Raw genomic sequence first — 15463 nt, 5'->3', positions numbered from 1 at the left:
AGGACGTCAGGCGGCGGGTCGCGCCTTACGTTCTGACTCCGCCTCGTCGTCGGGACCGTGGATGTTCATGAGCGAGTTTATCAAGCCCTCGTCCGCACTCGAGCAGACACCGAGAACGACTGCTTCCTCACAATCCTCGCCCGCCACGTACGCGTGGCCCATGTTGGAATCGATGTAGATTCCCTCGCCGGCCTTCAGCGCGACCGGATCGTAGAATTCCGTATGTACGATGATGCTGCCCTCAAGCACATGAATGTATTCCTCGCCCGAGTGCCGGACGAGATCGCCGAACTCGTTGAGGGACTTGGCCGCGATCCGGGTCACGATCGGGATCATGCGCTTCCGCCGAAGCTCCGGGCACAGATAGTAATAGTCGTAGTTCGGCGTCGTCACGCGGACAGCGTCATCGATCCGGCCAATACTCCGGCGAGCGGTGATGCTTTCAACCTGCGGGTCCACCTCGGCAAAAAGGTCGGACATTCGGATCTTGAGTCGAGCGCTCATCTGCTGGAGCTTGTCGTAAGTCAGCGTGAGCCGACCGTTCTCGACCTTCGATAGGGTCGAGACCGGAATCCCACTCTGCTCGCTCATCTCCTTGAGCGTCCAGCCCTTTCTCGCCCGCAGGTCGCGGATGATCTGGCCAAGCGTCGGCCCGCTCACAGCGCTTGCCGCCGCGCGTTTGACAATTTTCCAATCAGGCTCATTATGTCCTCATCCGACACTTGTTGGCATGATAAGTCGATTTGGCCCGTTTGAGCAAATCGCTGTCAGGGGAGAGAAAATGCGGAAAGCGGCTGCATTGGTTTCGGTCATCATTGGCGCTGCGTTTCTGTCTGGCGCATACGCCCAGGCGGTTCAACCGACGCTGGTTCCAAAGCCCGCGCCGATCGCCAGCCAACTCCAGCCGCCACTCGTAAAACCGGCGCTCCCGACTGGCAGCGCGCAACCGCTGACGGCGGAGAACGTGGATGCCTGGCTCGATGGCTACATGCCGATTTCGATCGGCCGTGCGGACATTCCCGGCGCAGTGGTGGTCGTCGTCAAGGACGGCCAGATCCTGACCAGCCGCGGCTATGGCTTCTCGGACGTCGAGAAGCGCAAGCCGGTCGACCCGCACACCACGCTTTTCCGTCCAGGCTCGACCTCGAAGCTCTTCACCTGGACGGCGGTCATGCAGCAGGTCGAGCAGGGCAAGCTCAACCTCGACGAGGACGTCAACAAGTACCTCGATTTCAAGATTCCGCCGCGCAACGGCAAGCCGATCACCCTTCGCAACATCATGACGCACACGTCGGGGTTCGAAGAGCAGGTGATGGACCTGATCGCAGTCGATCAGAAGAAGTACGTTCCCTACGACACGATCCTGAAGCGCTGGGTGCCGAAGCGGGTCTATGATCCGGGCACGACGCCGGCCTATTCCAACTGGGCGACGGCGTTGGCGGGCTACATCGTCAGCCGTGTCTCGGGCGAGCCGTTCGAGGCTTACATAGAGCGCCATATCTTCGCGCCGACGGGCATGAAGTATGCGACCTTCCGGCAGCCGCTTCCAGCAAACCTGAAGCCCTTCATGGGCGAGGGCTACCAGCCGGGTAACGACAAGCCCTACGGGTATGAATTTGTCGGTGTCGCGCCGGCCGGCAGCCTGTCGGCGAGCGGCGACGACATGGGCCGCTTCATGATCGCGCATCTCGCGAACGGCGGGCCGTTGCTGAAGCCGGCCACGGCGCAGCTGATGCATTCCACCGCCAACGATCCGATTCCGGGCCTGCAGAAGATGTCGCTCGGCTTCTACCAGTCGAACATCAACGGTCATCCGGTGATTTCGCACGGCGGCGACACGGTCGCCTTCCACAGCGACCTTCATCTCTTTCTGAATGACGACGTCGGCCTGTTCGTCTCGTTCAACAGCCCCGGCAAGGAAGGCGCAGCGCATGCGCTTCGCAACACGTTGTTGGAGGAGTTCGCCGATCGTTACTTCCCGGCGCCCGCCGACACCCGGAAGCTCGCTGCGAAGGAAGCAAAGGCGAATGCCGAAAAGCTCGCCGGTACCTGGTCGACCTCGCGCCGGTCCTTCTCCAGCTTTATCAGCATCACCGACTTCATCAGCCAGACGAAGGTCGGCGTCGGCAAGGACGGCGAACCTGTCCTGACCGACGGCCTGTTCCTTGGACTGAACGGCCAGCCTCGCAAGTGGGTTGCCGTCGGTCCGATGCTCTGGCGCGACGCAAACAGCCACGAGATGCTCGGCGCCAAGGTCGTCGACGGCCAGGCGGTTCGCTTCAGCCTTGGCAGCGTTGCCCCGATCATCGTCTGGGACCGGACGCCCTGGTACCAGAACTCATCCTGGCTGCTCCCCCTGACCTATCTCAGTCTCGCAGTCCTCTTCCTGACCATGCTCTTCTGGCCGGTCAGGGCGATCGTTCGCCGCCGCTACGGTGCGGCGCTCGGACTCGAGGGTCGTGAGTTGAAGGCGTATCGGGCCAGCCGCATCGCCGCCACCGCCATCTTCCTGACCTTGATCGGTTGGGTGGTCATGATCTCGGTGATGTTCGACGACCTAAACTATCTCAGCGTCAGCTTCCTGCCGGTGGTCCTGACGGTCCAGGTGATCAGCTTCATCGCCTTCATCGGAGGCGCCGCGGCGATCCTTTGGTACGCGGCGACGGTCTGGCGCCGGAAAGGCGGCTGGAAGGCGACCTGGAAAGCCAAGGCCTGGAGCGCTCTGTTGGTCGTCTCCGCACTGACCGTCCTCTGGGTTGCGCTCACCTATCATCTCATCGGCTTCGCGACGAACTACTGATGGGCCTGGCGCTCGCCTACCGGATTGAGACCCACCGTCTCGCCGCCCGTTCCGGATCTCCGGCTACGTGTTCGAGGCTTCGGAGTTGGTCGTCGTCGAGCTCACAGACGGGCAGCATCGGGGCGGGGGAGGCGGGCGGCGTCTATTATCTCGGCGACCAAGCGCCGCAGATCGTCGAGGCGCTGGAAGCGAACCGTTCGGCGATCGAAGCCTGCGAGAGCCGCGAGGAGCTTCGGCAAATCCTTCCTATCGGTGGAGCCCGCAACGCGGTGGACTGCGCCCTGTGGGAGCTGGAAGCGAACCGTTCCGGAATTGCCGCGTATCGGCTGGCAGGTATCGAAGTTCCGCGCCCGCTGATCACCACGTTCACTCTGGGTGCGGACGATCCGGCGAAGATGGCCGAAGGAGCGCGGCGCTACGCCGATGCTCGCGCAATCAAGCTCAAGCTTACCGGCGAACTGTCTCTCGACATCAATCGCGTAGCGGCAGTCCGTGACGCCCGGCCGGACGTCTGGCTCGGGGTCGATGCCAACCAAGGCTTTGGTGTCGGCCAGCTCGACGCGCTCGTAGCGGCGATGGGCGAACAGCGCGTGTCCCTCATCGAGCAACCGATTGCGCGGGGCGCGAAGCCGATCTGGAGGGCTTCGAGAGCCCGATTCCGATCGCCGCGGACGAGAGCGTGCTCGGCCTCGCGGACGTTCTGGGCCTCGTCGGCCGCTTCCAGGTGGTCAACATCAAGCTCGACAAGTGCGGGGGCCTTACCGAGGCGCTGCTGATGGCCGAGGAAGCCCGTCGGCTGGGCCTCGGCGTGATGGTCGGCAACATGGTCGGAACGAGCCTTGCGATGGCTCCGGCGTTCATCCTCGGACAGCTGTGCGATTACGTCGACCTCGACGGACCGACCTTCCTCAAGGAAGATCGCGTTCCGGGCGTTCATTACAGCGACGGCCAGATCTGGTGCCCCGATGAGGTCTGGGGAACTCCGGCCGCGGTACTGGCCGCATGAGTGAGAAGTCGAACTGGTTCGGTCAGCCGCGCGGACTGACGATCCTATTCCTCACGAACATGTGGGAGCAATTCTCCTACTTCGGAATGCGGGCGCTGCTCGTCTATTACATGACGACGACGATGCTGTTCGGGCAGGAGAAGGCCTCCAGCATCTACGGCTTCTACACGGCCTTCGCCTACTTCACGCCGATCATCGGCGGGACGATCGCGGACCGTTGGCTCGGCAAGCGTCGCGCGGTGATCATCGGCGCGGCGATCATGGCGGCGGGCCATTTCATGATGGCGTTCCAGCCCGCCTTTTACTTCGCGCTGGCGACCATTGCGCTCGGCAACGGCTTGTTCCTTCCGACCCTGCCGAGCCAGATCAACGACCTCTACAAGGCCGACGATCCGCGGCGTCCGTGGGCGTACAACGTCTATTATGTCGGCGTGAACCTCGGCGCGTTCCTCGCGCCTTTGATTTGTGGATTCCTCGGCGAATCCTACGGTTGGCACTGGGGCTTCGGAGCCGCCGGCGTCGGAATGCTCGCGGGACTCGTCATCTACGTCTGGGGCCAGCCCTACCTGCCGGTTGAACGCAACGAGGCGGAGCCGGTGCTTCCCGCCAGCAAGCAGACGCACAGGGGCCGCGACACTGTCCTGCTGCTGCTCGGAATCGGCTTGGCTGTGACGATTTTCCGCGGTGCTTACGAGCAGATCGGCAACACGTTCGCGCTGTGGATGCGCGATGATGTCGATCGGGTGATCGGCGGTGTCGAGATCGGCGCTGCAATGTTCTTCTCGCTGAACCCGCTTCTTGTCATGGTCATGACCCCGCTGCTGCTGGCCCGCTGGAAAAAGCAGGCGGAGCAAGGACGCGAATTGTCGCCGACGCAAAAGATGGCGTGCGGCGCGCTGATAGTCGCCGCGTCATATCTCCTGATCGCTGGCGCCGAGGCATTCAGCGGTGGTGGCCGCGCGCACTGGCTTTGGCTGCTGACCTATTTCGTGATCTTCACGCTGGGCGAGCTCTACATCTTGCCCAACGGCCTCGGCGTGTTCGCCCGGCTCGCGCCTCCGAAGCTCGGCGCAACCACGGTTGCCTCCTGGTATCTCGCCATCTTCAGTGGAAGCCTACTGGCGGGACAGGTCGGGCGGCTTTGGAGCCACCTCGGGCACATCCAGTTCTTCGTACTGCTCGCGGCAATCGCGAGCGCTGCGGCGGTCATGCTTTACCTGCTCGACCGGCCGACCAGGCGGATACTCGCTCAGGCGCAGCAGTCAGGCGTCGTCGATCTGACCGACGTCCCGGAGGGAATTGCGAGGCCTCAAAATGCCTGAGGTCCGACGAATTCAAATTCTGAGCAGATTTTCGGCGCCTGTTCCGCGCCATCAAGGCCTGACGCGGAGACGCAGGCCATCGATCAAGGGGAGTTGAAAATGACTAGGCTCGGAAACGCATCGCGAATTGCACTCTTGGGCTCAGCAGCCGCCTTCTGTCTTGGCTTGCCATCGGGGGCGCTCGCCCAAAACGCGCCGGCGGCTTCGCAAGCACAGCAACCTGAAGGCGATGAAATCATCGTCACCGCCCAGAAGCGTGAGCAGGCGCTGCTCGACGTTCCACAGTCGATTTCGGTTGTCACCGCCGAGACGCTCGAGAACCTGCATGCGACACGGTTTTCGGATTACCTGACCCGGCTTCCGAGCGCGAACATCGTCGAAACCCAGGCTGGCAATTCCCGGATCGTGCTGCGCGGTGTCAACACCGGCGGCGTCGGTGCTACCGTCGCGACGTACGTGGATGAAACGCCGTTCGGTTCGGCAACCGCGCTTGCGAACGGTGCAATTCTCACGCCGGATATCGATCCGTTCGACCTTGCACGGGTCGAGGTCCTGCGTGGGCCGCAAGGCACTCTGTACGGCGCTAACTCGCTCGGCGGTCTCGTCAAATTCGTGACGGTGGAACCGGGGACGAGTTCATTCGGGGGCGCCGCCGAACTCGGTGTTGAGGGCGTCTCTCACGGTGACACGGCCTGGTGGGGTCGTGCTGCGGTCAACGTGCCGCTCTCGGATAACGCAGCCTTCCGGGCGAGCGGCTTTTATCGCCAGGACCCGGGTTACATCGACGACCCGAGCCTCGGAAAAGACATCAACGACGGGAAGACCTACGGCGGACGCGTGTCGTTCCTCGTACGGCCAACGGACAGGCTGACGGTGCGGGCGTCAGTCCATCTCCAGAACATCCGCAGCAATGGGACGAACGAGGTCGATCTCGATCCCGTCACGTTCAAGCCGGCCTACGGAAGACTGACCCAGTCGCGCGTTCTGCAACAGCCCAACAACATCGACTATCGGATCTACAACGGGACGATCGATTACGACTTCGGGTCTGTCGGGCTGGTGTCATCGACAAGTTACGGCACGCTCGATCAGACGGCCGTCGTCGATGCAAGCAGTGTCTACGGGCCGCTGCTGACCTTCTTCTTCGGTGTGCCGCTGGGCGCCGCGGTCGACCAGGGGATGACCCAGCGTCGCTTTACGCAGGAGGTACGGCTGGCCTCTACGGGAAAGCAGACGATCGAGTGGACGGTCGGCGGCTTCTACACGCGCGAGAAGAATGAGTTGACGCAGAACCTGTACGGGTCGATGCGCTGACCGGTGACTTGTTCCCGGGCCTGGATGGTCTCGTCATTGTCGCCCTGCCGTCGCGCTACCGGGAATATGCAGGCTTCGCGAATGCGACTTGGCACATTTCTCCGAAATTGGATCTGACCGCGGGCGGCCGCTACAGCCACAACAGTCAGTCGGTAGTGCAGAAAACGGACGGCCTCCTGGCTGGTGGTGCGAGCAGCTTCGACGGAAAGTCGTCGGACAACGTCTTCACCTATTCGGTCGCCCCCACGTTCAAGCCCAACAAGAACACGCGGATCTATGCTCGTGTCGCCAAGGGCTATCGTCCGGGCGGGCCGAATGCGGTCTCGCCGCTCGCTCCGGAAGGCGTGCCTCGGCAGTTCGGTCCCGATACGACGACAAACTACGAACTTGGCGTGAAGACCGAGACGAACGACCGCCTGCTGACCTTCGAAGCCAGCGCGTTCCTGATCGACTGGAAGGACATTCAGCTCCTCGCACAGGTCGAAGGGTTCGGCGTCAACACCAACGGCGGAAGCGCACGAAGCAAGGGCGTCGAGGTGACGGTCGGCGTCAATCCCAACCGAAACCTGTCCCTTTTCGCCAATGGGTCATACGTCGATGCATATTTGACGAAGGACGCGCCAATCATCGTCGGCGGCGTCAAGGGCGATCCCTTGCCTTACAATCCCAAATGGCAGTGGACGCTTGGCGGCGAGTATGAGCATCCGCTGAGCGACTCATTGACGGCCCGCGGAGGGATCAGCTGGCACTACACTGGCCGGAGGTTCAGCGATTTCGACGCCACAAACGGGCAGCGGAAGCTGGACTCATTCGGGCAGGTCGACGCCCATGCTGGCCTGGAATTTGGCCGTTACCGTCTCGACGCCTTCGTGCGAAACCTGACCGATGCTCGGGGATCGTGAATCTCGGGTTCTTCGGCGATCTCAACGGGAACCTCGCTGCATCCGTCATCCGGCCACGCACGGTCGGTCTGTCCTTCAGCGTTCGCCAATAGGGATCGCTAAATGGCGCAGGGCGTGGAGGAACGAGCGCGGACAGCGGACAGGTCGGACGCGCGGGTGGGGCAGCTGCCGCGCCCGTACCTCCTGTTTCTCGGCGACACCGTTGAAGCGGGCTTTGCGAAGACTGCGTTCGGGTTGCGTGACTGGGCGCCCGAACTGTGCATCGGCGAGTATGCACTTCCGAGCGCCCGGATCAGCCTCGGACTGCCGAAGCTGTCGCCGTCGGAAGCGTACGACCGGGGCGCTCGCGCGCTTGTAATCGGCGTTGCCAATTCGGGCGGCTTCATTGCCGAGGCCTGGGTTCCTGCGCTGGTCGATGCGCTTGAAGCGGGGCTCGACATCGTAAGTGGAATGCACGCGAAGCTCGGGCAAATCGCGGAGCTCCGCTATACAGCGGAGCGTCTCGGGCGGCGCCTGATCGACATTCGAACGCCGCCCGCGAACATTCCAATCGCCACCGGCCTCAAGCGCAGCGGCAAGAGGCTGCTTACCGTCGGGACCGATTGCGCGCTCGGCAAGAAATATACTGCTCTGTCGATCGCTCGCGCCTTTGCCGCGCGTGGGGTCGCTACCGATTTCCGGGCGACGGGTCAGACCGGAATCATGATTTCCGGCGGCGGCATTCCAATGGATGCGGTCGTTTCCGATTTCGCGGCCGGGGCGGCTGAATTGCTGAGCCCTGCGGCCGCACCTGACCACTGGGACGTGATCGAAGGGCAGGGCTCGATCCTTCACCCGGCCTATGCCGGCGTGTCGCTAGCTCTGTTGCACGGCAGCCAGCCCGACGTGTTCGTCGTGTGCCACGATCCAAGCCGAACGCGCTTGCTCGGCGATGAAGACTTCGCGGTTCCGCCGGTTGAGGAGATCATCGATCTCACGATTTCGCTTGGACGACGGACCAATCCCGCAATCCGTTGCGGCGGGATTTCTCTGAACACGTCTTCGTTGAGCGATGCGGATGCGACCTCCCAATGCGACGCGGAGTCTGCTCGATTGGGGCTTCCAGTTGCCGATCCGGTTCGCGGCGGACCGGCTTTCGACGCGCTAATTACGGATTGCCTGAAGGCGTGACCGACGCAGCGAACGCCGAGCACACTTGGTTCAAGCGCATCCTGCTGCCCGGCCTTGCGCTCAAGGCGTTCGTGATCGGCGGGGGCTACGCGACCGGCCGCGAGCTCGCCGAATTCTTCCTGCCGTCCGGGCCGCGCGGTGGACTGATGGCCATCGGCCTCGCGACCGTGATCATGAGCCTTCTTTCGGTGATCACCTTCGTAATTGCACGGCGGCTACAAACTTTCGACTACCGCAACTTTTTCAGAGAGATTGTCGGTCCCGGCTGGATTCTGTTTGAACTGGCCTACCTGCTTCTCGTGGTGCTGATCCTCGCCGTTTACGGTGCGGCGGCGGGAGCGATCGCGGGGCGGTGTTCGGGGCGCCGGAATGGGTCGGAACGGTTGCGCTCATGTTCGGGATCGCGGGCGTCGTTGCGTTCGGGAACAGGGCCGTCGAACGCCTTTTCCGCGACGTCTCCTATCTCCTTTACGGGGTGTACGCGCTCTTCATCGTCTTCGCGCTCTATTCGTTCGGCCATTTGATCGCGCCGTCATTCGCGGCCCACCCCGAAACTGCCGGGTGGGCGATGGGAGGCCTGACGTACGCCAGCTACAATACGGTCGGCGCAGTAATCATTCTGCCCGTGCTTCGGCACCTCGTCAGCGATCGCGACGCAGTGATCTCTGGCGTGCTCGCTGGGCCGCTTACAATGCTACCGGCGCTTATGTTCTTCATTCCGATGGTGGCTTTCTATCCTGCCATCAAGGACGCGCAGCTTCCGTCAGATGTCCTGCTGCAGCGCATGGGACTGCCGTGGTTCCACTTGCTGTTTCAAGCTATGATCTTCTCGGCGCTTCTCGAAAGCGGGACGAGCGCCGTCCACGCGATCAACGAGCGCATCGACATTGCTTGGGAATCTCGGGGCCGAGCTCCCTTGTCACACCGCGCGCGCCTGACCATCGGCCTGGTATTGCTTGCATTGTGCATGTTCGCAGCGGGCCGCTTTGGCCTCGTTGCCCTGATCGCCAACGGCTACCGGGCTCTGGCCTACATCTTCCTCGCAGTATTTGTCCTGCCGCTGCTGACCATCGGCGTCTGGAAGATCTTCCGAAACGAACGGGCGCCGGAGCATGCGCTCGAGACTTAAGCAAAGGGGGATGCAATGAAGCCTCGTGTCGCGTTGCGCACAATGTTTGCGGCAGTCTCGCTCGCCGCGCTCAGCGGCACCTCTAGCGCCGCCCGCCGGCCGGGTTCGAGCGGCGGGTCGAGCAGCTTCGGAGAGACATCGGCGTCCCCGGAGTCAGCATTGCCATCGTCGAGGGCGGCAAGGTCACCCTCGCGCACGGCTGGGCGTTCGAGACGTCACCACGAACAAGGCGGTCGATGCCGATACGATCTTCTTCACCGGATCGACGGGCAAGGCTTTCACCAACGCGGCGCTCGCGACTTTGGTCGATGAAGGCAAGCTCGGCTGGGACGACAAGGTCATCGATTACATGCCCGACTTCCGCATGTGGGATCCGTGGGTCACGCGCGAGATGACGATCCGTGATTTGCTGGTCCACCGCAGCGGCCTCGGCCTTGGCCAGGGGACTTATTGTTCCTCCCAAACAGCACTTTGTCGCGCAAGGAAACGGTGCGGCGTATCCGCTACCTCAAGCCCACGAGCAGTTTCCGCAGCGGCTATGCCTACGACAATATCCTCTACATGGCGGCTGGCCAGCTGATCGAGGAAGTCAGCGGCAAGACGTGGGAGCAGTATATCCACGACCATGTCTTCGGCCCGCTCGGGATGAAGAGTTCGACCAACACCGACAAGGAATTCCAGGCAAATCCCAATCATGCGCGGCCGCACAGCCGCAACGACGGCCCAGTTCACGGAATGGGAACGCAGGCTCCGCTCGATGAGAATGCGACAATTGCCCAAAACGCTGCGCCGGCCGGCGGGCTGGCAATCAGCGCCAACGACATGAGCCAATGGCTGCTGACGCAGCTTGGGCGGGGCAAGATCCCGGGCAGCGAGAAAAGGCTGTTCTCAAAAGAACAGTCCGAGCAAATGTGGACTGGGGCGGTCATCACGCCAGTCCCGCAATATCCGCCCGAGTTCGCTGCGGCGCAGCCCCATTACGATCTCTATGCCCTTGGCTGGGACCTGTCCGATTATCGCGGCGCTCAGGTCGTCGGGCACGATGGCGCCGTGCTCGGGTCGCAGGCGACTGTCGCTCTCCTGCCGGAAAAGAACGTCGGCATTTTCATCGCGTCGAACAGCGAGGACGGCGAGATCATCCGCGGCCTGCTGTACGAGCTGCTGGACCATTATCTCGGCCATCCGCAAGCCCATTGGCCGGAGAAGTGGCACGCCTTCAAGGTCGCTCGCCTGAACGCGGCGGCGAAGGCGGTTCGGACCGCGGAAGCGAAGCCCACCAAGATCGGTCCGTCGCTTCCACTAGCCAACTACGTCGGCGACTACACCGACCCTTGGTACGGCACGATCAAGGTGCGTCAGGCCGGGCATAATCTCGCGATCGAATTCCCGCACTCGACGGGAATGGAGGGGCCGCTGACGCACTATCAGTACGACACGTTCAGGATGAATCCGTCACTCGACTGGGTCGAGCCGGCCTATGTTACATTTTCGATCGGCGCCGACGGCAAGGTCAACCGGATAACGATGAAACCCGTCTCGCCGAGAGCGGACTTCAGCTGGGACTATCAGGACCTGCTGTTCACTCCCGCAGCCGCGAGCAAGTAAACTTGCGTTAGCCGATCCTAGGGAAGTTACTTATCCTTCCCGTGCGAGGAGCGCGTTACTCGCTCGAGCATGATAACGCGCGGTGAACAGATGCTTGCGCTCCGCAGAAGCCGGATGGCGGCAACCCATCCATTCCTGCGTGGCGGATTTCGGCCATTCTTTTTCGGGGGAGCGGCGTGGGGGCTGATCGCACTCGCGCTCTGGATTTGGACTCTCGCCGGAGAGGTCTCGTTGCCAACGGCGTTCGAGCCGCTCAGCTGGCACCGGCACGAAATGCTGTTCGGCTTCGTGGGTGCAATCGTCGCCGGGTTCCTGCTCACGGCCATTCCGAACTGGACAGGGCGATTGCCGATCGCCGGTCCGCCGCTCGCTTCGCTGTTCGGCCTGTGGCTTGCAGCGCGAATTGCCGTCCTTTTCTCCGGCGAGATTGGCCGCTTGATTCCTGCGGTGCTGGACGTCGGCTTCTATCTAACGCTTGCGTTAGTTGGAGCCCGCGAGGTCCTCCAGTCGAAAAACCGAAACCTGCCCATTGTCGGGATGGTGCTCCTCTTCGGATTTGCCAATGCGCTCGATCACGCAGGCGCGGCTGGCCTGATTGGCAACAGCGATCTCGGCTGGATGTTTGCCTTGTCGCTCGTCGTCCTGATGATCTCATTGATCGGGGACGGATAACCCCGTCCTTCACCCGTAACTGGCTCATGAAGCAGGGTGTCAAATTGAGATTGCCGTCGCAGCCTGGCCGCTTCGACATCTTTGTCATCGGAGCGACGGCTCTGGCCTTGCTGGGCTGGGTCACAGCTCCGGCAGGTTATCTCTCAGGGGGCCTGTTGCTAGCCGCAGCCGCCCTTCAGTTCGTCCGGCTCGCACGCTGGAGCGGGGTTCGCACCGTCTCCGATCCGCTCGTCCTCATTCTCCATGTCGGTTACGCCTGGGTTCCGATTGGCCTGGCCCTGCTGGGTGCCAGCCAAATTGGCGTGCCGATCCCCGTAGCGCCGCCATCCATGCGCTCACCGCAGGCGCGATGACGACGATGATCCTTGCCGTCATGACCCGCGCGAGCCTCGGTCACACCGGCCGCGACCTGAAGGCAAATGGCGCGACGGTCGCCATCTACGGACTGATTACGGTTGGCGCGTTGCTGCGCGTTTCAGCACCGTTGCAGCTTCTCGACTATCGCCCTGCGATCGAGGTTGCTGGCCTGGCCTGGGGCGGCGCATTGCTATTGTTCCTGATCGCCTACGCGCCAGTCCTCTGGCGCCCGAGATTGGGTGAAAGCGCCTAGATGCCCGCGTACCACTCGTAATCGTTGGTATCTTCCCAGTAGCCGCCACGGCCGCCGTAGACCCCGGCAAGGCTCTCAACCGCTTCGATGCGCTGGATGTACTTCGCCTGCTTGTAGCCGAGTTGCCGTTCCACCCTCAGCCGGAGTGGCGCGCCGTTCGGAACCGGGAGCAGCCGGTCGTTCATTGCCCAGGCGAGAATGGTCTGCGGGTGGAATGCATCGATGAGGTCGATGCTCTCGTAATATTGCCGGTCGCCGAACCGGTCCGCGCAATGGAACACGATATACTTGGCGCGCGTGCTCAGCTCCGCGGCTCCCAGGATCGTCGCCAAGGGGACGCCGTGCCATTTTCCGATCGCGCTCCAGCCTTCGACGCAGTCGTGCCGGGTGATCTGGGTCCGATGCGGTAGTGAGCGCAGCTTCTGGATCGGGATGGATAGCGGGCGCGCCACAAGGCCATCCACGTTGATGCGCCAGTTGGCGAAGTTCTCGTTCAGGTGCCGGGCGTATTCGTTCGTATTCGGAAGCCGGGTCCCGTTCGATCGGAAGATGGGCGACATGTCCGCTGCGCGATATTCGGGCGCGAGTGCGTCGCGAGATGTGATCAGCCGCTGCGCCTTCATCGTCAGGCCTTCGGATGAGCGCAGGATCCCACGGAAGGTCTCGCTCCGATCGAGCCTGTCGCAGCCTGCGACCAGCAATCCACTGGTACCGGCGGCGATGAACTTGCGGCGGCTTATCATTGTTGACCGGCCTCCGTGCGAAGCCTGAAGCGGCCGGTGACCATCGACCCGATCTCGTTCACCGGGCCGGCGAGCGCCACCATGATCAGGTGGATGATGATGAACAGGCCGACTCCGGCTGCGCAAAGGAAGTGGATTGACCTCGCCGACTGACGGCCCCCGAACGCTTCTACCAGCCACGGCCATGCCGCGCTCATTGCCGGCGCCATTGCAAGGCCGGTGAGTACGAGGAGAGGCAGCAGCACGAAGATCACCGCGCCGTAGCTCAGCTTCTGCAGCGTGTTGTAGCGCGCCGCCGCCTCACCGGTCGGGAAGCTCAGCCGGGCATGCTCCTTGATGTCGTGCCAGATGTGGCGAGGCCGAAGCTCATCGCGCGTCGGAGCAAGATCGCGTTGAACGTGCCGGTTCCACAGGCTGACGAGCAGGAAGATCACCAGCCCGGCGGCGAATAGCCACGCGAAGGCCAGGTGCCATCGGCGGGCACCGGACAGGCTGTAGTAGGACGGGATCGTCAGCCATCCGGGGAAGCGCGGGAGCTGGAGCCAGGCGTGATCGAAGTTCGCGCCGTAATTGCCCCAGTAGAGTCGCGGATGAGCGTTGGAGATCATAAGCCCGGACATCAGCATGACGAACACGGTCACCGCATTCACCCAGTGCCAGATGCGCGTGCCGAGCCTGTGTCTGACGACGACTTGAGAGGCCTCGGCGGGTGCGGGCTCGTCGATCTCGATGCGATTCATCGCTCACCGCATTCTGTAGCGGAAGCCTGGGAGCAGCGGTAGCCTCGGAGCAGCGGAGCTGGCTTCTATTCTACTCTACGAGAGGCCTCGCGGCATTGCTCCGCGCCCGCCGGTCCGGCTGGATGCTCGACGACTGTGCCGTCGAGCATCGTGATACGCACGGAATCGCAGTCGAAAAGCCGCGCGAAGCCGAGCAGCGCGTCGCAAAGCGCCTGCCGAACCGGCGCCCTTCGGCTCAACTCGAAGGCCACCATGATTTCGACATTAAGTACTCGGCCGGAGTTTCCTTTCGTGATTGGCTCGTACGTCGCGATCCCGTGCAGGCAGCCGTCTTCCGCCGAGACGGCTATGATTCCGCCGCTTCGTTCGAACAGGTCGTGCGCGAACCGATTCCAGCCGGACAGAGAAGAAAGGCGCGATTTGCTCCTCACCAGCGGCCATGCACGGGCTACGTCCTCACGATCGAGTTGTCGGATCCTCAAATCGGGCATCGCGCAGACCTCCCACCTTCGCGACTACGGGAAGATGCGTATGTCCGGTTTGAGGCAGGTCACTCTATCGAATGATCCAGATCATCAAACGCAAGAGGCCGCCCGTGCTCGCACCTTCTGTCCGCCACCAAAGCACCCTACCTGCAGGACATCCGTGCATGGGCTGCGCGGTCCGCACGGCGGCCGTTTGCGGAGTGCTCGACTGCGACAAGCTCTCGAAGCTTCGGGGCATGGGCAACCAACTTCGGCTGGGTGCCGGGCAACCTTTATTCCACGAAGGCGATCCCGCCATGAGCGTGTTCACCCTCACCAGCGGAGCGATCAAGCTCTACAAGCTCCTTCCCGACGGGCGCCGCCAGGTGACCGGGTTCATGCAGCCTGGCGATTTCCTCGGCATCAGCGTCGACGACGAGCATGCCTTCACAGCGGAGGCGCTCGAGCATTCCCAGCTTTGCTCTTTCCCGCGCTCGCGCTTCGACAATTTCGTCGAGGAGAATGTCGAGGTTGAGCGTGAGCTCTATCGTCTCGCTGCGCACGAGCTTGCCGCCGCCCAGCAGCAGATGGTCCTGCTCGGCCGCAAGACGGCGACGGAGCGCCTTGCCAGTTTCTTCCTTGCGCTCGCGGAGCGCGCCGAGCGTGCGATCGATGGCGAAATCCGCTTCATCCGCCTGCCGATGAGCCGCTCGGACATTGCCGATTATCTTGGCCTGACCAAAGAGACTGTGAGCAGGGTACTCGCTCTCCTGAAGCGGCAGCGGCTGATCCGGCTGGATGCAATCGACCGCATCGAGATCCTCGATCGCGCGTCTCTTGAGCAGGTCGCGGCGGGCGATCTCGACGCCTAGTCAGGCCCTCCAATGCAGCGGTAACTATGTTGCTGCACTGCAACAGCAGTGCGACAGAATCGAGACGGCCAGGGCGCACTGCTTGCCATGGACGCCTTTTCAGAATTCCTTGTG

Annotated in this window: 14 protein-coding genes and 2 pseudogenes; 12 read left to right on the top strand and 4 right to left on the bottom strand. The window is 62.6% G+C overall.

The window, feature by feature from the left end; all coding sequences use genetic code 11:
• Positions 1–6: 6 nt before the first annotated feature.
• A complete protein-coding gene (locus tag H9L14_RS07805) occupies positions 7–660 on the bottom strand; it encodes a helix-turn-helix domain-containing protein (RefSeq protein WP_425506876.1) in 654 nt (217 codons plus the stop codon).
• A gap of 121 nt (positions 661–781) precedes the next feature.
• On the opposite strand from H9L14_RS07805, the gene H9L14_RS07800 reads away from it, so the two are divergent.
• From H9L14_RS07800 to H9L14_RS15755, 11 genes and pseudogenes are all read left to right on the top strand, one after another.
• Entirely contained in the window at positions 782–2800 is a 2019-nt protein-coding gene (locus H9L14_RS07800; protein WP_187707661.1) for a serine hydrolase domain-containing protein, read from the top strand.
• A complete protein-coding gene (locus H9L14_RS16630) occupies positions 2800–3576 on the top strand; it encodes an enolase C-terminal domain-like protein (RefSeq protein ID WP_281389359.1) in 777 nt (258 codons plus the stop codon). Before H9L14_RS07800 ends, H9L14_RS16630 begins: the two co-directional genes overlap by 1 nt.
• Positions 3480–3806 (top strand): enolase-like domain-containing protein, encoded by a 327-nt coding sequence (locus tag H9L14_RS16625; protein ID WP_281389358.1) that lies wholly within the window; start codon positions 3480–3482, stop codon positions 3804–3806. Before H9L14_RS16630 ends, H9L14_RS16625 begins: the two co-directional genes overlap by 97 nt.
• Positions 3803–5128, top strand: a complete 1326-nt coding sequence (locus H9L14_RS07790) for a peptide MFS transporter (protein ID WP_187707660.1) — start codon at positions 3803–3805, stop codon at positions 5126–5128. The genes H9L14_RS16625 and H9L14_RS07790 overlap by 4 nt, the downstream gene beginning before the upstream one ends.
• A gap of 165 nt (positions 5129–5293) precedes the next feature.
• Positions 5294–6442 carry a TonB-dependent receptor gene (locus tag H9L14_RS07785; protein WP_187707659.1) on the top strand — a complete coding sequence of 383 codons (1149 nt, stop codon included), beginning with the start codon at positions 5294–5296 and terminating at the stop codon, positions 6440–6442.
• An 8-nt stretch (positions 6443–6450) separates the two neighbouring features.
• A complete protein-coding gene (locus H9L14_RS07780; protein WP_187707658.1) occupies positions 6451–7344 on the top strand; it encodes a TonB-dependent receptor in 894 nt (297 codons plus the stop codon).
• A gap of 102 nt (positions 7345–7446) precedes the next feature.
• Complete coding sequence (locus tag H9L14_RS07775) at positions 7447–8514, top strand: N-acetyltransferase DgcN family protein (protein WP_187707657.1); 1068 nt, start codon at positions 7447–7449, stop codon at positions 8512–8514.
• A gap of 391 nt (positions 8515–8905) precedes the next feature.
• The gene (locus H9L14_RS07770) at positions 8906–9643 is read left to right on the top strand and encodes a hypothetical protein (RefSeq protein ID WP_343070163.1); all 738 of its coding nucleotides are present in this window, start codon (positions 8906–8908) and stop codon (positions 9641–9643) included.
• A gap of 25 nt (positions 9644–9668) precedes the next feature.
• A pseudogene (locus H9L14_RS16620) lies at positions 9669–10022 on the top strand (serine hydrolase); the annotation flags it as partial.
• A 71-nt stretch (positions 10023–10093) separates the two neighbouring features.
• Entirely contained in the window at positions 10094–11248 is a 1155-nt protein-coding gene (locus tag H9L14_RS16615; protein ID WP_281389357.1) for a serine hydrolase, read from the top strand.
• A gap of 69 nt (positions 11249–11317) precedes the next feature.
• Positions 11318–12530: pseudogene (locus H9L14_RS15755) on the top strand (NnrS family protein).
• Here the strand turns inward: H9L14_RS15755 and H9L14_RS07755 are convergent.
• The 3 genes from H9L14_RS07755 to H9L14_RS07745 all read right to left on the bottom strand — a co-directional run bounded on the left by H9L14_RS07755 (position 12527) and on the right by H9L14_RS07745 (position 14504).
• Positions 12527–13273 carry a molybdopterin-dependent oxidoreductase gene (locus H9L14_RS07755; protein ID WP_187707656.1) on the bottom strand — a complete coding sequence of 249 codons (747 nt, stop codon included), beginning with the start codon at positions 13271–13273 and terminating at the stop codon, positions 12527–12529. The pseudogene H9L14_RS15755 and the gene H9L14_RS07755 sit on opposite strands and share 4 nt — an antisense overlap.
• Entirely contained in the window at positions 13270–14013 is a 744-nt protein-coding gene (locus tag H9L14_RS07750; protein ID WP_187707655.1) for a cytochrome b/b6 domain-containing protein, read from the bottom strand. The genes H9L14_RS07755 and H9L14_RS07750 overlap by 4 nt, the downstream gene beginning before the upstream one ends.
• A gap of 65 nt (positions 14014–14078) precedes the next feature.
• Entirely contained in the window at positions 14079–14504 is a 426-nt protein-coding gene (locus H9L14_RS07745; RefSeq protein WP_187707654.1) for a hypothetical protein, read from the bottom strand.
• Between the two features lie 71 nt (positions 14505–14575).
• On the opposite strand from H9L14_RS07745, the gene H9L14_RS07740 reads away from it, so the two are divergent.
• On the top strand, positions 14576–15349 hold the full coding sequence (locus tag H9L14_RS07740; protein WP_222949787.1) for a Crp/Fnr family transcriptional regulator: 774 nt from the start codon (positions 14576–14578) through the stop codon (positions 15347–15349).
• The last annotated feature ends 114 nt before the right edge of the window (positions 15350–15463 follow it).

It is taken from the genome of Sphingomonas sediminicola, assembly GCF_014489515.1.
Taxonomy (GTDB): domain Bacteria; phylum Pseudomonadota; class Alphaproteobacteria; order Sphingomonadales; family Sphingomonadaceae; genus Sphingomicrobium; species Sphingomicrobium sediminicola.
Note: the sequence above shows the minus strand (reverse complement) of the source record. Positions and strands in the feature narration are given on the sequence as shown.